Genomic DNA, 18,906 nt, shown 5'->3' with positions numbered 1-18,906 from the left:
GATGCTTAATAAATTCTTAAGCTAACCCCTCTATAATTTGCTTTCTATTTATTCTTAGAGGTTATTATGCTTCCAATAACTGCGCCATTATTTGCTCAGATTACAAACGATTCCCATATTTCTGGTACTTATGGTCTCAAGGGTATGGATTTTAATATTTGTGTTCTTTATCTAAAGCAATACCTGGACATTCTTAGAGAAAATAAAGAAGAGTTTCCTGCTGTGTACGTCAATATTTTACACCAGATGAATTATCTAGTAGATATTCAGAAAAAAATAAGGGCCTTAAATGCTGCTCCAATATTAGGAGGTGCAGAGATTATAGCAAGAGAAATTGTTGATAATATTTTAAATCTCCCTATAAATAATAATCTGCAAATTCCAGGTATTTGGTCAAACATTAAAGGCCACGCACATGCGATGGTTTGTCAATTTTTGCGAACCGACGAGGGTTATCAGTTTGCAGTTATTAATTCGGGGGCTGGAATTGGGTATCATCAAAAAAAATCAAGTCACGAAAAAGAGCTTTATAATCCGATGAAGACTTGGTCTTTTCCTTATCCGAAATCTGATCAAGAAAAACAAGCATTACTGCATTTTATTAATCAAATCATACAGGCTGACTGTCCTGCTGTACCAGAACGTCAAAACAAAATTATTGATGAGGAATATTTTTATAATCACATTTTAGCAAGCATTGCTTATTTTGATGGCCAGGAAATTGAATCACCACAAATCCAGGACTATATGTATACTTCAGGTCAATTATCTGGAACTTGTTCGCAACGTTGCTTGCATCAGATGCTTAAGATTAATTCAGAATCTGCTGAAGTTTATGAGCGTTTTATTTTTGGATTTAAGCAACATGCTGTATTTGATTACGCCAATGCTTGTTTTAATGGAGCACAACCGTTCACTGCTGCAGTGAAACAACAAATTATTCTTGCAATCAGTAATAACTTAAAAATTTTGAATAAACCAAATTTATTTAGTGAAGAAGAAACTAAAAAACATATGGAGCGTGTTAAAGATTTGAAAGTAAAATTAAAAAATATGCCCTTAACGGTACTTTCCAAAACAGCCGTACAAACTACTATACCTTTCTTCAAACTAAATCATGTGTCTATTTCTGGACAACAAATTTCCTCTGAACAGCTGACTTATAAAGCGCTATCATTTCAGGCTGTTAATTTAAACAATGGAACGAATTTATTAGTAAATTTAAACGCGATTGTCCAATTTATTCAAAATATTAATGATGCACCAATGCAGTACTTTTATGTGAAACAATTAGTTTTAAATTTGCCGTTTAGTACAATAATGGTAGGACTTACAGATTTTTATAAAGAATTAACCACACTAGAACATTATGAGACTTTTAAGAAACAGCTTGACGCAATTCAAAATGTAATCCAACACCTGCAAGAAAACTGGCTAAAAAAAGCACAAATACCCGCATTGAATATCTTAAGATTACACGTTTTACTATTACAAACCGATGCGCAATTTCACATTGCTAAAAAAAATAATGCACCTCAATTTACATTGTTTACCAATTCCATTATAGAATCAATTATCGGCGAGCAAGTCCGTAATCCTTTTTGGGCTACTAATCATCCTGAAATAGATAAAAATTTACAGCGAATGCAAGTACGTTTAAAAACAACAGGGGCTTCATTAGTAAATGAAGAACAATATTTTCCCTATTTTAAACAAATTCTAGATTCTGAAAGAGCTTTAAATGAAGAGTTAAATCAACTTTATGCAAGCAATTACGGTAATGAAAATGATGAGTACCATCAAGAAATTAGAAAACATGGATTTCAATCACTTTATATGATTTCTTTGCATTTGTTAGAAAAAAGAAAGCTAGATAGTAAATTCACTCTTCTTATCGAAAAAATTGAAAAACATGCTGACTATGAAGCTCAGATTAACAACGTTGTAAATCCTTTCTATTTAAATCAATTCAAGAGTCCTGATAAGTTGACGCTTGATTTTGTGCATTTTAGTGATAATACAAAAAAATTTTTGATTCAGACTCCTTTACAAACTGCTACACGAAGCTTTCAATCTTTATCTAGAGAAATTTTAAATTACAAATATAAATTGCAATTTTCTCCTGCGCAAGCAGCTTTATATCACGATGTTCCCACTTTGTATCAAAAAAAAATAGACGTAAGAACGGCTAATGGAATTCAACTTAATCCTAATCGAGTTACTGAAAAGCAACAACCTGTAACTCAATCGGATATCATAGCTCGTGATTACTTTCACTTACGTAGTAATACGTCACTGCAAATTGCTCTTACTTTAGATTATTTTAAATGCAACATCGATAGGCTAAGTGACGAAGCGAATCAGCGTTATGTGGAGGCGAATCTGTTTCAGCCAGGACTTTTATTAGAGGCGTTAAAATCTCCTGAATTCTTTAAGCAATTTAACTCTTTTTTAGAAGTGGGTTTTCGTTTTTATAATAAGGATGAACAATATACTTGTGAGTCTCTTTTCTTTCTACGACTTAACTTTTTAGTAACGCAGTACTTTTATTTAATGAACAAAGCTTCTGGACTTGTATTGATACAAAGCATGCAAGAAGAATTACAAAAACAAGTGTTGCAAGCTCATGATCCACAAGTTACGTTCGTTATGCAGCAATACTTATTTTTGACATTGATGGTGCAAGTGGATTTAGAAAAAGAAAACAGTGAATTATTTGCGCAGGCTTTTGAAGCTTACGTTTATATACAACGTCATGCTAACCCACGTATTTTAGAAGATGAAGCCCACCGAGCCGAGATAGAGCGAAGCATTGCAAAATTTCAAATTTTAGCCAGTTTGCAGCCCGAAGCAAAGATTAAGGCCGTCATTGAAACAATGCTTCTCAATCAACCTACTTTAAAAGGTCTTGCTATTGAACAAGGAACTTTTCCTCTTTATACATTGAGCTCTAGCGAGCAAAAAGTAACCTTGAATATTTTGTTAGGTAAACTTTTTGAGCGAGACTTAGCTCATAGTGGTGTCCCCTTAGCGATTCAAAATCACCCACTTATACACCATTTAAAGTTAGCCAACCGCCATACTTGTTTAGCCAACGCTGAGGGTACTTATCTGATTTTTCAAGATGAAAAAAATGAAGTACACTTATGGCACGCTCAGGGTAAGTTAACTGTACATAAAAACTGGAATATTCAAAACCAACCTCAACCATTTGAATTACAAGCACTTTCTGATAGACACCTGGCCTTTAATGCCGCATTAAAACAAAACTTGGTTAATTCTTGGCTTCCTTTCATTTTGAAAGATAATTCCATGGATTATTGGCAAAGTACTACTTATCCTAATTATGGTTTACTCGTTAAAAATAATATTCCTTATTGTACCGTTTATCAGGACAGAATGGTTCTTCTTGATAAAGAGGGTAGAGAAACAGCTCAGCAATTAATGCCTTTCTCTGAGTTCATTTTTTCTTCCATCAAATGTTTTGAATGTGGGCAATTTATTGTTACTCAATCTGACGAAATTCGATATTTTATTAATTTACCTCGATATAATTTACAATTTGAAATTATTGAGGCAAATAATAATCAGTTTGACTTGATTTTTGGACAAACTGGCGAATTTATTATTAAAGGAGGCTCTCCTATTCATTCCACAGTGGCAGGTGTTGTTCTAGGTAAAACAAAGTCTCAAATGCGTAATTTAATACCGATTACGCGCTTTTATGCAACAACGGTAGATGCTGAACAAAGTGATTTTTTTCCGGTAATCCATGATATTGATGGAATTATTGCCAATCAATCCGTTAGTGAGGAATGGAAAAGTCGTCCACCGTTAACTATTCCAATGTGGAACTATGAAAAAAGCGAACAATTTGTCAGTTTTCGTTTAGAAAATAATGAGCCCATGGCTGACACGGTCGCTGATGCACTGTATTTAGCTTATATTTATCTTGCAACTAATCAACCAGCGAAAACCTGGCATGTCTTAGAGCATTGCGATAAGTATTGGGGCGGATTAACAGGCGATTCAAACGAATTAAAATTTATTGCTTGGATTTGCAATGATGTGCCCCATATTTTACCTTCATCGGGCATAAATAAAGAGGATGCCATTAGAAAAGTTCCCCCATATGTGGCTTGTCAACTTAAAGCAATGGGTCTTTTAAGTGATTATCTGTTACAAGACCGTCAATTTTCTTTAATTGAACCAAAGCAAGATGGGACAGTCAATTCTATTTATGCTGCAATTCAATATCATCAGTTACAAAGTTTTTTAACTAATTTACCCGAAACTATCTACCAGTCATTTTGCAAATTACAAAATATGCGTCGACATTTAGAGCATATTTATAAGCTATCCAATCGTGAGCGTAAACAATTATTGAATTATTATTATCGCTCACAAGATCGAGTTGCTTGGGGTGCTTTAGGTTACGAATGGTTCACTTTAAACCTTGAAACCACATTGCAAGAACGAGAAACACTTGCTGCACGTATTGAGCTAAATAATGGTGCACCTAGCGATAAAAAAAGATTAAAACGTATTGATGAGTATATAAAAAAATTACACCCTGTGATGGCTAAGACCTCTATTTTAGAGCTTGTTGAGATTGATTTAACACTACCTACTCAAATAGAAATAAATGAATTTAAAATTGGTTCAAAAGCATGGGCTGCTTTTGATAATTGGCGCAATAAACTGCCTGGATTAAAATTGCCAGATGAAAATGCTCTGACGTTGGCGCTTGAGCAACTTAGCTGTTCTCTATCAGAAAGTGAGTTTTTTATTCATTTTCCAGCGTTAATGCAAATTGCCTATTCTGAGAATGAAACACAAAAAATAGCATTGCGTAATTTCTGTAGTAAAACTTTACTTGCCAATCGACATATCAATCTACAAAAACAAACATCTTATATACCTTTTTTAACTAATATATTGTATCGAGTAATAGAAAATGATAATAAATTTAAATCCTTTATTGGAAAAGAAATTAATTTTAAATTATTAGTTCATATTGTCAGTCAATATCAAGTAACTCCAATAAAAGTATATCAATCTAAAGATGTATATAAGGAAATTTTAGCAACCCCGCAGGAAATTGTTACGCATTCGAGACCTAAATGTATCCCTTATGTAATTGAAAAACAAAATAATGCTTCTTTGGTGCCGAATATTATTAAGAAAATACTTAATCAGATTGCGGATGAGAAAAAAAGAAGTGAGTTGGAGCAATTAATTAAAAATTATCAACAAATGGATGAAAAAGGTAATGCCGAAATCAATGTATTAGGTAAAAAGCTAACTGAGAATTCTGCAGATTATTATACTCTTGAAACACAAGCGGGTAAAACGTTAGCGGCTACGGAAGAAGAGAAAAAACGATTAGCTAAGCACTTAAATGATGATAAAGAATTGCTACAAATTATTAAAAATATCATTGACGTAGAATTAGTTGCTTTAACAAGTAAAAGTGAAAGAAGTTGGCAAGAGGCTTTAAAATTTGCAAATCAAGGTCCAGAAAATGCTTTAAAGGCACAGCAATGGTTAATTGAAAGGAGAGCGAAAGTTCGCCCTAAATTAACTAAAAAAGATTTGGTAGCCTTGTATTGTCGAGGTGATATCACGTTAACCATTGAAAGGACTGGACTAAGTCAAGAACAAGCAAACCAGCTGCATTCTTTAATCCATAGAGCACTACTAAATGGAATTCAGCATCAACTGGCTCAAAAATTAAAGAGTACTATTGAGCAAGCAAATAATATTAATGATATGGATGCAACGTTACACGCTTTAGAACTGTTATCTACTGAAGATATTCCTGGTTTAGACGAGCCTTCAACTGTTCTTATGCAACATGAAGAGGCGATTTTACTACGTAAACGTCAGGTTAATGCTTTTAAAAAGTTACTTGGAAATGATAAAGCTGAAAAAATCCATGAGACAGTAGAAAAAATTATCCCTGGTGGTGGCAAGTCAAAAGTTATTTTGCCCATTCTTGTAGAAAGAAAAGCCCGTGGCGATAATTTAGTGGTGGTGGAGGTACCAGCAGCTTTATTTGCGACTAATTATGTCGACCTTAATCGCACCTCGCAACGTTTGTTTGGTAAGCGTGCTTATCGCTTTGAATTTAGTAGAGATAGTAATTGTTCACCCCAACAACTTGAAGAATTATACCAACGGTTTATTGAAGTAATGACTACTAAAAGCTATTTGGTGACTACAAGCGAGTCAATTCAGTCTCTAGAACTTAAATATATTGAGCTCTTGTTAGAAGCTAAGGACGATGATAATTGGCAACAGCAAGTATTTTGGTTAGATAAGCTTACTGTTTTATTTCGTGATTATGCTGATTGTGTAATAGATGAAATTCATCAAGGTCTATGGATTAAGAAAAAATTAAACTACACGATTGGCGAATCTAAGCCTATTAACCCTTTGCTTATTGAAGGTTCTGTTGCGCTTTTTAATTTAATTGATATTAATCTTATTAAAGAAGCTCCGTTTTTTGCAGATAATTATAATTGGAACGAATTTAAAAGGAATCTGGCTAAAAAGCTTGTTGAAACATCAACAAAACCTTTTAACGCAAAAGAATTTATTGCTAATGCGGTAATACACTATGATGGTGCTGTTCAGAAGGAGTTTATTCAACAAGAACTCATAGATTATCTTACTGATGAATCCCAATCCATTAATCAAGCGATTCAAAAAGCAACCTTGGAAGAAAAATCGATACTCGCTTTTTATAAACAACAAATTAACAAGGTGCTGCCGGTAACTCTAAAGAAAAGGCTTAATGAACATTATGGAGCTTCAAAAAGAAAAGATTTATCTCCTATCGAATATACTCTAGCGATTCCTTATGCGGGCAATAATTTGCCGAATGAACGTAGTCGTTTTGGTAATGAGTTTGAATCAATTAATTATGCTATTCAAATGATGCTTATTAAAGGGATTAGTAAAGATCTTCTCATAGAAAAATTAACACAGTGGCAAGCATTAGCTCGTCAAGAGTTATTTCAAGATGAAAAGTTAAAGCAAATTGAAGAGACACCCACAGCCCAAGGGTTTAAATTTTATACAGGGCAATCCGACCTTACTTTAAGTCAAATTAATATTCATGATGAAGCACAAATAAATCAATTGCATGAGTCTCTTAAATATAACCGAGCATTAATTTTTTCAATTTTAGCTGAACGAGTTTTAAAACAAATTCAACATGATACCACTATTGTTTCTAGCAATGCATTTAATCATGTTGATCTTTACCGAAGTGTGCAAGGGCTAACTGGTACTCCTGCAAATTATACTACTTATCATCAGCGTTTAAATTATGATGCGACAACTTCACTTGGAAGTGATGGCTATATTGTTGAGGTATTAAACCGTAAAAATACGCCCATTTTAAGTTATGATTATAATAGCGCATCCCAATTTATCGAAACAATATTAATGGGCTCGAAAGCGCAACAAAGAACGCGCACAATCATTGATATTAATGCGACTTTTACCGGAATTAGCAATTTCAGCGTTGCAAAAGAGATAGCGGAATTTATAAAAAAGCATCCTTCCTATTTTAGCAACACTATTAAGCATGTGTTGTATTTTAATGAGGATCAAGTTTTGTGTGCTCTTGCAGTTGCTAAACTCGAGGAAATTATTGAATTAGGAACCAGTGATGAAAAATCAATAGCTACTATTCTCAGAACTACGCCTGCTGAACGATTTACCTATTATGACCAACTTCACATCATGGGAGTAGATATTACCCAATGTGATAATGCAAATGCTCTAGTATTGGTGGATGAGAAGATAACTTTTCAAAGTTATATTCAAGGTAATATGCGCCAGCGACGTTTGGCTCAAGAACAAACTGTTGAACTCATTGGACCAAAATACTGGAATAATAAAACACTACAAGAATTGAGCCAACAGTTAGTCAAGCAGGAGAAAGAAACACTACTCGTTGATAATATTTTTGCGGCCAAAGGGAAAATGGCTAATATCTTCCGACGTTATTTCCTTTCTGTTATCCAAGACTTACCTGCAGAAGAGGCAAAGAAAAAGGCAACTTTGTTACACTATTTAAAATTGTTTTTTGTCGAGACACCTTCTTTCGATTTATTTGCGCTATACGGGGCAATTCATAAAAAAGTACCTATTGCTGAAATTTTAAATCAATCGAAGAACCAATTAATTAATTATTGGTCTTCTTGTGCTAAAAACGCTAATTTAACTTTGCCTCCCGAGGACTTAATTAAGATTACTAACAGTTTGGATGAAATTATTAATCAAGCGATACCCGTTTGTTTAACTGAATATGAATGGGTCAATGATTCTTTAGGAAATGAAGTTGAGATTCAAAAAGAAATTCAAAAGGAAATACAAGTGGAGTTATTAGCGCTTGATGCTTGTTATGACCCTGAATTAACCGAAAGCCCGACGTGGAGTTGGCGTCAATTTTCCATTGACGAAATGATTTTAAAGTTAAATAAACTTTTTGCTTCGGATAAAATTTCTTCTGGCCTTTTTGATGATGAAATGTACGTTAGCAAAAATTATACAGCAACTTATAAAGAACAAAATAACTATATTAATGTGTTTTTAAAACCAGTTTTTCTGCTTTGGTATCGACTGCATGAAAATGATAAGTTACAAGCCATAATTGTGACGCCCCAAGAAGCGCAAGAGTTAACTTTTTTCATAAAAAATTCACCCAATAATTGGTTAGTTACTACTCAAGGTACTGTTCTTGAAGGTAACCATCCAGAAAAATTAAAGAATAATCGTATGTATTATTCTTTACGTGAGCAAGCCTTATTTTTTAATGGGGAGTTTAAAGTTTTGTTAAATCAAAAAGTGCCTTTACAGTGGTTACCACAAAATACCATTGAAAAACTTAATCTTTTTGAAACTTGTTTAATGCGCTACAGGCCTGGTAGTCAGAGAGAGTTTCCTCTTCTCAGATCGTTATTAAGCGAAAGTAATAACGAAGGATTTATTTATATAGTTAATCATCCGTTTGATGATTTCACAGAGGTTAATTGGGAAAAATTATTTCCTAAAACGATGCCAATTATAATTGCTGCGTACGAGCAAGTGGCTGCGGCATTTATTTATGTAAATAAAAATTTCTTAGAAAGAGAAAAGGATATTTCAATTAATGCCATCCAAAGCATGTTTAATGTGCCAATAAATACACTTAATTATATTAATGAGCATATCAAGACATTAGATGCATTAAAAAATTTACTTTTCCATATATTATCTTGCGAAGAAGTATCGTTTTTAGTCGATTTACCTAAAAAAGAAAAGAGTACGTTGGAGGTATATTTAGGGTTGCCACTTTCTATTTTTTATAAACGGTTTGAGCATGTGCCTACACATAGTAACCTTGATAAAGAGATATCAAAAGAATGTAATAAACACTGGAAAACCTGGCAAATTATAAATATTACTGTTCTTAATGTCTTATTTAGTCACTCTGTATTAAAAGATAAGTTGAAAAATAGGGATTTTACCAGTTATTTAATTGCTGTTGCTAAGGAAGCTCTTTCTTCGGAAGTTTTACAGAAACTATTACAAAATAATATATCTGCAGAAGTTATTCCGTCCATTTTAAACAATCCTTATTGTAATGCTCAAACAATCGATTTTATCCTGGATCACTATCCTGTTTCTTCTGAAATTATTAATAATTTGGTAAATGCTAATAAAATAACTAATAATTTATTAATGCATGCTTTAAAGAATACTGCGGAAGAGAGGGTATTAAAAACAATGATAACACAACCTTTAAGTGAAGAAGTTTTAGTAGAATTAGTCAAACAACCAAATGCAACTTATCCTCTTCTTACTCAAGTAGCTAATCATGCTTTTTTCTCAGATAAGGTAGCGCAGGAGCTATTAATCAAAATGATGCCGCGAGAAGAACAACTGACAACAACGCAAAAACTTGTACGTTCTAGCACTGTAAACAAAGTTATGGCTCAAGTTTTAAAACGATATCAATCAACGCCTTCACTCATTTTTGATAACGTTATTGTCAACGCATTTATGCATCTACAACCTATTAAATTAGATTGGTTAGTATTAGCAAAGCAGGCGCAATCAAAAGAGCTCATTAAATTAGTACTTGAAAAGGCGAATGGAGATGAAAAAATATTGTCTCTGGTTTTAGAAAAAGAAAATCTTGACTCAAGGCATATTACCTTGCTAGTTAATCAAGCGAAAAATAATCAATTTTTAAAGTTGGTTTATAAAAAAACGATCAATAGTGAAAGCAATGAAGAGCTATTAATTTTATTGGCAAATAAATGCAGCGATAATGAGTTAATTAGTACGTTCTTAGAAAGACCAGATCTTACCGAGCAGGCTTTTAACATTTTGATTCAAAAGGAGCTTAATTCTGATAATCTTAAGAAGATGGTTACTCATCCTAAGTTTATCGGAACCCTATTGCTTGAGTTGATTAATAAAACTAATGTATTCGATGAAGAATTATTAACTTTAATAGCGAACAAATGTTCAACTAATGAATTAATTAGTAGGTTTTTAGAGAGAAAGGATTTGACACCAACTGTTCTTTATAAACTCTTGACTGAACAATCACCTAATGATGATAATCTTCTTGATAAAATTTTAAGGCATTCTCAATCTGAAAGCCAAGTTAACGATTTTATTTTAGCTAAGAGGGCAAAAAAAGCGGAAGTTTCAATGCCTCTTGCAGAGAACGATATATCACAGCAAGTAGTTATGCTTGAAATGGATTCTGCTTTATTGTGTTCGCTGCCTAAAGATGTTGTTAATAGTTCCACACAGTTACGATTTTTTAAGGTAGAACCAGAGCCCTCGCATGTAGTCGTAGATGAGACGATTAAAAATGACAATGAAGCTGCTATAAAGGAATCTTTGTAATCATGTAAGCAAGAAAATGGAGTTTCTTGTCTTAATTTTTTCCTATTGATGCTGATATTTCTTTATGCGATGCCGCATGCAGATTATATTTGCTATGTGGTCAGCATTTTAATCAATAGTCAGGCAAAATATCAACTGTGATGATTCGATCAAGTTTTTAGAGGTTTCACGATAATGTAACAAATAATCTTGCGATTGATGAAAATCAAAATCCTCTTTCGAGTGAAAAAATTCAATCATCGTAAAGCTTTGCGGTTGATTCACATTTTGGAACAATTCATAACTGACGCAACCAGGTTCTGCCGTGGTTGGTTTAATTAGTGCGGACAGCTCCTTAAGTAATCTTTTTTCTTTACCTGAATTGATTTTTATTTGTGCAATACAGACAAAATAAGACATTTCCATTCCTTTTTTAAGTTATTATTATGTTTCTCTGAAGGTATTTTATGAAAACTCCTGTGATATTTTTGGATGAGATTTTCATTGTGAATAAATTTAACAGGTATACCCTCTCAATTTTGCCTAGGTTAGAGTGAGGGCTATAACCTAGACAAAATTGAGTTCGCGGAAATATATTTGCTTACCTATGCCAACTATTATTGTGGCGCCAAACAGTACAATATCCATTTTTGCAATGTTTATGCACTACCGTGTGATGACAATTATTGCCATAACATTTAGTGACATTACGATTCCAATTCCAAGCAGCAAAACTGCTGGTGGTAAAGCTACTAACTACCAAAATCATTAAAATTTTTTTAAAATGTGTTGATAACATATATAACTCCTTAGTGGTTTATTATTGTACGGTTCTTAAGGAGAGTATAGTTTATTTTGGAATTATTTTGACCTTTTTGGATTTTTATTCCATTAAAAGCTTCTTTTCAATGCAAACTGAGCTAATTCAGCCAAAGCATTTCTATATTTGGATTCTGGCAAGATCATTAAGAACGACAGAGCAGAATCAATTTCCTGAGCAGCAATTTTTCTAGTATATTCAATGGCCTTAGTTTCTTCCAAGGCAATAAGAACTTCTGGTAAAAATTTAAGGCTACCTTTTTTAAGGCTGCCTATAATTTGTTGTTTTTGCGTTTCTGTACCATGTTGCAGGGCATGAATTAAAGGAAGTGTTGCTTTGCCATCTGCTAAATCATCACCAATGTTTTTGCCAATGGTCTTGGTATCCGAACAATAGTCTAAAGCATCATCAATAAGCTGAAAGGCATTACCTAAATGCAAGCCATAAGCATAGAGACTGTCTTGAACTTCTTTTGATGAACCGCTAAGCATTGGCCCGATACAAGCTGCTGCAGCAAATAATAAGGCCGTTTTCGCGCGAATTACATCAAAGTACTCAGCAAAGGTTAAGGTTGGATTATGACGGTTAGAGAGTTGTTTTACTTCTCCACAACTAATATCTAAAGCGGTATTGGCAAATAGTTTTAGAATTTCATCATTGCCAGAACTAACCATTAATTGAATGGATTGGGTAAATAAATAATCGCCAACTAAAATACTGGCTTTGCTACCCCAAATATTATTTGCTGTTTTCCGACCTCTTCTTAAAGTTGATTCATCAACAACATCATCGTGTAATAAAGTTGCCGTGTGAAAAAATTCAACCATGGCTGCAAGGTCAATGTGACGATTGCCTTGATAACCACAGGCGTTACTGGTTAACAGTACTAATAGAGGACGTAAGCGCTTCCCACCACTTTCAATGACATGATGGGACATATCGTCAATTAAACCAATTTGAGATTCAATTTTGTTAACAATTAAGGCATTAACCGCGTTAAAATCATCAATTACTGCCGCGCGTATACTCTCAATCGTCATTGCTTATCCTCAACCATTCGATGAACAAATGCTAAAGTTGTACATGTGAATTGTCAAGTAAACATGAGTTATTGTGCATAACTTGGCATGAAGTATAAACCATCGCCGTGAATCAAAGCGCAATTTTGCTGAAGATTAATGGCGATTGGCCAACAAACATATTACACATTAAAACGAAAATGCATGACATCACCGTCACAAACAATGTATTCTTTGCCTTCCAAACGCAATTTTCCCGCCTCTTTAGCACCCTGCTCGCCACCAAAAGCAATAAAGGCATCATAGGCAATGACTTCGGCGCGAATGAATCCTTTTTCAAAATCAGTGTGAATCACGCCAGCTGCCTGAGGAGCGGTAGCACCTTTACGAATAGTCCAGGCCCTTACTTCTTTAACGCCAGCAGTAAAGTAAGTTTGTAAACCTAAAAGATCATAACCTGCACGAATCACACGATGTAAACCGGATTCATTTAAGCTTAGGCTTTCCATAAATTCTTTGCGATCTTCATTGTCCAACTCAACGAGTTCTGCTTCAGTGGCCGCACATAAGGCAACTATTTTCGCATTTTCTTTAGTAGCAAGGGATTTAACTGCATCCAGCAATGGATTATTTTCATAACCATTGTCATCCACGTTAGCGATGTATAATACGGGTTTTGCGGTGAGTAAAAACAAACGACGGGCGATAAGTTCTTCATCTGGAGACAGTTCCAAAGTACGTACAGGAAGGCCTTCATCTAAATGCACTTTGATTTTTTCTAAAGTTTTTACTTCAGCAAGAGCTTCTTTATTACCGCTACGACTGTTTTTTCCTGCTTTAAGCATGGCTTTATCAATTGTTTCCATATCTGCCAAAGCCAATTCAGTATTGATGACTTCAATATCACTTAAAGGGTTTACTTTGCCCTCCACATGCACAACCTCTGTATTTTCAAAGCAACGTACTACATGAGCAATTGCATCAGTTTCGCGAATATTGGCAAGAAATTGATTTCCCAAACCTTCACCTTTAGATGCCCCTTTAACAATTCCGGCAATATCAACGAACTGCATTGTGGCAGGAAGAACCTGCTGTGGTTTGACAATGTCATTTAATGCATCAAGGCGAGGATCGGGTACAGTAACTATTCCTACATTGGGTTCAATGGTACAAAAAGGATAGTTTGCTGCTTCAATACCTGCCTTTGTCAGCGCATTGAATAGAGTTGATTTACCAACGTTGGGCAAGCCCACGATTCCACATTTAAATCCCATGAATAGTACCTCTATTAAACATTTAATTGATTCATTGCTCTGGCCAAATCGCCAGATAATACAAGTGGTATCACCACAATGCCGCGATCGATGGCATCATAAATTTGTTGCCGATCATGTACTGAGGGTTTGCCAAGTACGTATTGGTGCACCAAATCTTTATGGCCTGGATGACCTATACCGATGCGCAGACGATGAAAATTAGGATTGCCCAAGTGGGCAATAATGTCACGAAGACCATTATGGCCGCCATGACCACCACCGGTTTTTAGCTTGATGCGGCCAGCCGGTAAATCTAATTCATCATGTACGACTAATATTTCTTCAGGCTGAATACGGTAAAATTGACTGACAAGTCGCGTTGGTTGACCGCTATGATTCATAAATGTAAGAGGCAGTAGCAATTTGCCTGAATGATTATTTAAGTTAAGCTGCGCAATTTCAGCCTGTAATTTTTTATCTAATTTGAATGAAGCGCTATGTCGATGCGCTAATGTTTCAGTTAGCCAAGCACCAGCATTATGTCGTGTATGCTCATAAGCTGAGCCAGGGTTTCGTAATCCGATGATGAGTTTTATAGCCATGTTCAGCTCGTTTTGATGTTACTACATGGATTATTATTGTGGGTTATATTTTTATTAGACCTCATGGATAACCAGCAAAATCCGCAGGCTAGGCAAGAGGTCTATTATAGGCGGACGAGATATTACTCTTCGTCTTTTTTCTCTTCAGCACTGACAGTAGGCACATCAGATGCTGGAACTTCTTCAGCTGTAGTTTCTTCTTCAACTATATTGACACGTGGCATATGGATGCTTACAACAGGAGCATCGTGGCTGCCATCAGTCACGTCAACAGTTAAGTGAACACCTTTAGGTAATTTCAAGTTAGATAAGTGAATTACATCATCTAATGCAACCTTAGACATATCGACTTCGATGAATTCTGGAAGATCTTGCGCTTGGCAACGAACTTCTATTTGAGTCATCGTGTGGTTGATCATGCCACCAGCTTTTATACCAGGAGCTTGTTGTTCATTGATAAAGTGAATAGGTACCAATTTAACCAGAACGTCTTTTTTAGATACGCGTTGCAAGTCCATGTGTAAAATTACAGGCTTGTATGGATGGCGTTGTAAGGCTTTTAAAATAACGTGTTCTACTTTTCCATCAACAGTAATATCAAAAACACTTGAATAAGTGCTTTCAGATTCTAATGCCTTGATTACTTTGTGGTGGTTAAAATGAATAGACGTTGGCTTTTTGTCACCGCCATAAATTACCGCAGGTACTTTATTTTCAAGACGACGTAGGCGGCGGCTCGCACCTTTCCCCATATCCGTTCTTGTTTCTGCTTCTAAAAGAATGTTTGACATTATATAATGCTCCAAAAGTTTGTATATTTACCCCTTACTTAATCCGCGACCAGATTAAATACCAAATTTAACTGTTAGTGAAAAATTCAGAAAGGGAGGTGAAGTATACAATAATTTAAGATGAACATAAATAGAAATTACACTTGAAGTTAGTTACATAATTTCATAGAATATGCAACTTTGTTGAATTTTTGGTAGCCAATCAGGCGACTTGGAGAAAAATTATGTATGCGGTAATCAAAACTGGCGGTAAGCAATACACCGTGAAGGAAGGTGATGTACTTAAAATCGAATTGCTGCCTGAAGATGTTGGCAATGAAATTAAATTTGAAGAAGTATTAATGATCGCTGATGGTGACAAAATCGTTTGCGGCACACCATTGATTGCTAAGGCAACTGTTAAAGCAGAAGTGCTTGACCATGGTCGTCACAAAAAAGTCAGAATCATCAAATTCCGTCGTCGTAAGCACCACATGAAACAGATGGGGCACAGACAGTATTATTCACAAATTAAAATTACTGCTATTAGCAAGTAAGAGGGGATAGCAATGGCTCATAAAAAAGCAGGCGGTAGTACACGTAACGGCCGCGACTCGAATCCTAAGTACCTTGGCGTGAAACGCTATGGTGGTCAATATGTTAATGCAGGTGAAATCCTTGTAAGACAACGTGGTACACGCTTTCATGCGGGTCCAGGCGTTGGTGTTGGCCGTGATCACACCTTATATGCTTTGGTTGGTGGTTTGGTTAAATTCGTTATCAAAGGCGAGAAAAATCGTAAATTTGTTACTATTGTTCCAGAGCAAGAAGAACAAGCTGTTAACGAATAGTTTGATTAACATTAATTGATTTATTGAATTTAATTGATGTTTCTCCTTCAGTTTTTTTACTAACCCCGATAGTAGCGGGGTTTTTTTTATATTGAGGATAAGTCATGAGATTCGTTGATGAGGCGCTAATCAATGTAGAAGCCGGTCGAGGTGGCAATGGCTGCCTAAGCTTCAGACGCGAAAAATTTATTCCTCGTGGCGGCCCAGATGGCGGGGATGGCGGCGATGGTGGCAGCGTTTTCTTTGAAGCCAGCAGTGATCTGAATACACTCATCGATTTTCGTTACACTCGCCACTATAAAGCAGGTAATGGCCAGCAAGGAATGGGTGGCAATTGTACGGGTAAAAAAGGAGATGACCTCATCATCAAAGTTCCTGTCGGAACCATGATTTTTGATGCTGATACTAATGAATTATTGGGTGATATTAATCAAGTTGGTGTGCCTGTTTTAATTGCACAAGGGGGCTTTCATGGTTTGGGGAATACACGCTATAAGAGCAGCGTCAATCGTTCTCCACGACAGACTACTCCTGGTAGTTCTGGTGAATCCAGATATTTACGCCTGGAGCTTCGAGTCTTAGCGGATGTAGGGCTTTTAGGGTTACCTAATGCGGGTAAATCGACATTAATTCGTGCTGTTTCTAGCTCTAAAGCCAAGGTTGCTGATTACCCATTTACTACGTTACATCCAGGCTTAGGTGTAGTGAGTGTTTCTTCACATAAAAGCTTTGTTATGGCTGATATTCCCGGTTTGATTGAAGGTGCATCGGCTGGTGCAGGTTTAGGACACCGCTTTTTAAAACATTTATCTCGTACCTGCGTTTTATTACATGTAATTGATATTGCTCCTTTAGATGAGAGTGATCCAGTAGTATCCGCCAAAGCCATTCTTAAAGAGCTGGCAGATTATAATCCAGAGTTATTAGATAAACCACGCTGGTTGGTATTAAATAAAATCGATATGTTGCCAGATGAAGCACAGCGCCAAGCGCGTATCCAAGCCATCATCGATGGCCTGGAGTGGAGCGGCAAAGTTTTTGCAATCTCTGCTATCAGTGGGCAAGGAACCCAACAACTGTGTTATTCCCTAATGCAACTCATTGATGAGCTGAAAGAGTCGGAAGCTTAGCCATTCCGTAGCATGTTCCAGAACTGCTGGAGTACGATAAGGAATAATATGACTTTCTGCTCTTTCTTTTTTCCCATTATTGTAATGAATCGTTAGTTGCGTTGTACCCGTAATGGGTTTTTGCTGCCAATATTCTTCTAAACCGGTAATATAAAAATAGGGTTCGATTTTTTTTACCTCATGAAAATGTAATAAATGATGTAATTTTGGTTTAGAAAGAACAGCTTGTAATAAACCACCAGTTGCTTCATCAATAATAGTAATCGATTGATTCTTTTGTAAAAGATACTCACGTAAGCTGTCTGAGGCTTTTTTATCAATACTGCTGATGATGTGCGGTGCCACAATAGGGTCAACAATTTGTTTTACCTGCGCCACCATTTCGTGTTTGCAACGGACTTTAAATTCAATATAAGGAGATTCCCAGCGATAACCCGTTTGGCAGTTCACATCACGCAATGCATCTTCTAGCATTTGTGCTAACTCGCTTTCTGGCACGCCAAAGACACGCCATTTCAGGATTTGTTTTTGACTGTGTGACGTTTCTTGCAACAAAGGAAATGCATGGTGATTAAACATCGGTAAGCATTCACGAGGTGGTCCAGGCAATAAAATAAAAATTTTATCATGCCAGCGGTAATAACAACCCATAGCGCTTCCATTGGGGTTGGGCAATAATTTTGCCGACTCTGGAAATAAGCATTGTTGCAGATTACCTGGGTTAAATGGGACCTTTATATGTTGTAAGCGCATTTTAAGATGTTCTAAGGCTTGTGCATGTTCCACTAAAGAGGAATTAGTAAATTTAGCTAGGGCAAAACGAGTTAAATCGTCTGTAGTGGGACCAAGACCGCCTGTAATGATAATAATATCGTGGTGTGTTGTTAAAAACTGCAGGCAATTAACAATGTCTTTTTCTTTGTCACTGCAAGAAAGGTGAAAGCCTAAAGGTAAGCCTTCAGAACTAAGTATATGAGCAATTTGATGACTGTTTGTATTGAGCGTGTCCCCGTGAACAATTTCATCGCCAGTTGCCAGAAGGGCTATAGTCATTGAATCTTCCTAATAAATGAGTTAATAATTTTAGTTTAATTTGTTCACTTAAAATTTTATTCAGTTACTAAAAATAAAGTATTATATTACATTTGATCTTGCAAATTTTAGCTTAATGACCGCCGCACCTACTAATTTTTGATGGCAAGGTCTTTATTCACGTAATGCAATAGGATAGCCAAGGAGAGGTAATGTATTTTAAAACTAGTCAACATAATCCCTACCCCAAGTTAATTGAGAAGAATAGAAAAGATAAATTTCGACTCTCTTTTACTGTTTTTGCGATGATACCCTTATTTATAACACCGCATATAGTCTCGGCTGATGGTGGAGCAGGTGGTGGTCCTGGCGGCGGATCTGGTGGCAGCGGTTATATGGGTACAGCTGGTGGAAATGGTACCGGTTTTGGCGGTGGCGGTGGAGCTGGTGGTGGAGCGGGAGGAACAGGGGGAAGTAGTGGTGGTCAAGGAGGTCAGGGTGGCACAGCAAGTCAACTTAATGGTGGT

The 18,906-nt window shown here is 35.8% G+C and carries 12 protein-coding genes; 5 read left to right on the top strand and 7 right to left on the bottom strand.

All coding sequences use genetic code 11. The features are described from left to right. The first annotated feature begins 66 nt into the window (after nt 1–66). Nucleotides 67–10,920, top strand: a complete 10,854-nt coding sequence (locus tag QM652_RS04380; RefSeq protein WP_415073237.1) for a DUF3638 domain-containing protein — start codon at nt 67–69, stop codon at nt 10,918–10,920. A gap of 108 nt (nt 10,921–11,028) precedes the next feature. Here the strand turns inward: QM652_RS04380 and QM652_RS04375 are convergent, their stop codons facing one another. The 6 genes from QM652_RS04375 to QM652_RS04350 form a co-directional block, all read right to left on the bottom strand. After that, a complete protein-coding gene (locus QM652_RS04375; RefSeq protein ID WP_415073235.1) occupies nt 11,029–11,319 on the bottom strand; it encodes a putative quinol monooxygenase in 291 nt (96 codons plus the stop codon). A 181-nt stretch (nt 11,320–11,500) separates the two neighbouring features. Continuing rightward, nucleotides 11,501–11,698 (bottom strand): hypothetical protein, encoded by a 198-nt coding sequence (locus tag QM652_RS04370; protein ID WP_415073233.1) that lies wholly within the window; start codon nt 11,696–11,698, stop codon nt 11,501–11,503. A 92-nt stretch (nt 11,699–11,790) separates the two neighbouring features. Further along, nucleotides 11,791–12,759, bottom strand: coding sequence for a polyprenyl synthetase family protein (locus QM652_RS04365; RefSeq protein WP_415073231.1), 969 nt, complete (start codon nt 12,757–12,759; stop codon nt 11,791–11,793). Nucleotides 12,760–12,920: 161 nt separating this feature from the next. Further along, nucleotides 12,921–14,012 (bottom strand): redox-regulated ATPase YchF, encoded by a 1,092-nt coding sequence (gene ychF, locus QM652_RS04360; RefSeq protein WP_415073229.1) that lies wholly within the window; start codon nt 14,010–14,012, stop codon nt 12,921–12,923. Nucleotides 14,013–14,026: 14 nt separating this feature from the next. Continuing rightward, nucleotides 14,027–14,596 (bottom strand): aminoacyl-tRNA hydrolase, encoded by a 570-nt coding sequence (pth, locus tag QM652_RS04355; RefSeq protein WP_415073227.1) that lies wholly within the window; start codon nt 14,594–14,596, stop codon nt 14,027–14,029. A gap of 122 nt (nt 14,597–14,718) precedes the next feature. Beyond that, nucleotides 14,719–15,387 carry a 50S ribosomal protein L25/general stress protein Ctc gene (locus tag QM652_RS04350; RefSeq protein WP_415073225.1) on the bottom strand — a complete coding sequence of 223 codons (669 nt, stop codon included), beginning with the start codon at nt 15,385–15,387 and terminating at the stop codon, nt 14,719–14,721. Nucleotides 15,388–15,611: 224 nt separating this feature from the next. On the opposite strand from QM652_RS04350, the gene rplU reads away from it, so the two are divergent. The 3 genes from rplU to cgtA all read left to right on the top strand — a co-directional run bounded on the left by rplU (nt 15,612) and on the right by cgtA (nt 17,347). After that, nucleotides 15,612–15,923 (top strand): 50S ribosomal protein L21, encoded by a 312-nt coding sequence (rplU, locus tag QM652_RS04345; RefSeq protein WP_415073223.1) that lies wholly within the window; start codon nt 15,612–15,614, stop codon nt 15,921–15,923. Nucleotides 15,924–15,935: 12 nt separating this feature from the next. Next, entirely contained in the window at nt 15,936–16,217 is a 282-nt protein-coding gene (rpmA, locus tag QM652_RS04340; RefSeq protein ID WP_415073221.1) for a 50S ribosomal protein L27, read from the top strand. A 104-nt stretch (nt 16,218–16,321) separates the two neighbouring features. Beyond that, nucleotides 16,322–17,347 carry an Obg family GTPase CgtA gene (gene cgtA, locus QM652_RS04335; protein ID WP_415073219.1) on the top strand — a complete coding sequence of 342 codons (1,026 nt, stop codon included), beginning with the start codon at nt 16,322–16,324 and terminating at the stop codon, nt 17,345–17,347. Here cgtA and QM652_RS04330 read toward each other — a convergent pair. Continuing rightward, nucleotides 17,306–18,400, bottom strand: a complete 1,095-nt coding sequence (locus QM652_RS04330; protein WP_415073217.1) for a competence/damage-inducible protein A — start codon at nt 18,398–18,400, stop codon at nt 17,306–17,308. The two genes, cgtA and QM652_RS04330, sit on opposite strands and share 42 nt — an antisense overlap. 191 nt (nt 18,401–18,591) lie before the next feature. On the opposite strand from QM652_RS04330, the gene QM652_RS04325 reads away from it, so the two are divergent. Further along, the coding region (locus QM652_RS04325; RefSeq protein WP_415073215.1) for a hypothetical protein at nt 18,592–18,906 on the top strand (315 nt) is incomplete at its 3' end.

Origin of the sequence: Legionella sp., assembly GCF_047605385.1 — a bacterium.
Classification (GTDB): Bacteria; Pseudomonadota; Gammaproteobacteria; order Legionellales; family Legionellaceae; genus Legionella.
This window is presented reverse-complemented; position numbering and strand designations above follow the sequence as displayed.

What these genes read in the sequence shown, in the direction of transcription:
- QM652_RS04365 (WP_415073231.1), bottom strand. Translation starts at nt 12,759, where the DNA reads ATGACGATTGAGAGTATACGCGCGGCAGTAATTGATGATTTTAACGCG.
- QM652_RS04350 (WP_415073225.1), bottom strand. Translation starts at nt 15,387, where the DNA reads ATGTCAAACATTCTTTTAGAAGCAGAAACAAGAACGGATATGGGGAAA.
- ychF (WP_415073229.1), bottom strand. Translation starts at nt 14,012, where the DNA reads ATGGGATTTAAATGTGGAATCGTGGGCTTGCCCAACGTTGGTAAATCA.
- QM652_RS04380 (WP_415073237.1), top strand. Translation starts at nt 67, where the DNA reads ATGCTTCCAATAACTGCGCCATTATTTGCTCAGATTACAAACGATTCC.
- rpmA (WP_415073221.1), top strand. Translation starts at nt 15,936, where the DNA reads ATGGCTCATAAAAAAGCAGGCGGTAGTACACGTAACGGCCGCGACTCG.
- rplU (WP_415073223.1), top strand. Translation starts at nt 15,612, where the DNA reads ATGTATGCGGTAATCAAAACTGGCGGTAAGCAATACACCGTGAAGGAA.
- cgtA (WP_415073219.1), top strand. Translation starts at nt 16,322, where the DNA reads ATGAGATTCGTTGATGAGGCGCTAATCAATGTAGAAGCCGGTCGAGGT.
- QM652_RS04370 (WP_415073233.1), bottom strand. Translation starts at nt 11,698, where the DNA reads ATGTTATCAACACATTTTAAAAAAATTTTAATGATTTTGGTAGTTAGT.
- QM652_RS04330 (WP_415073217.1), bottom strand. Translation starts at nt 18,400, where the DNA reads ATGACTATAGCCCTTCTGGCAACTGGCGATGAAATTGTTCACGGGGAC.
- pth (WP_415073227.1), bottom strand. Translation starts at nt 14,596, where the DNA reads ATGGCTATAAAACTCATCATCGGATTACGAAACCCTGGCTCAGCTTAT.
- QM652_RS04375 (WP_415073235.1), bottom strand. Translation starts at nt 11,319, where the DNA reads ATGTCTTATTTTGTCTGTATTGCACAAATAAAAATCAATTCAGGTAAA.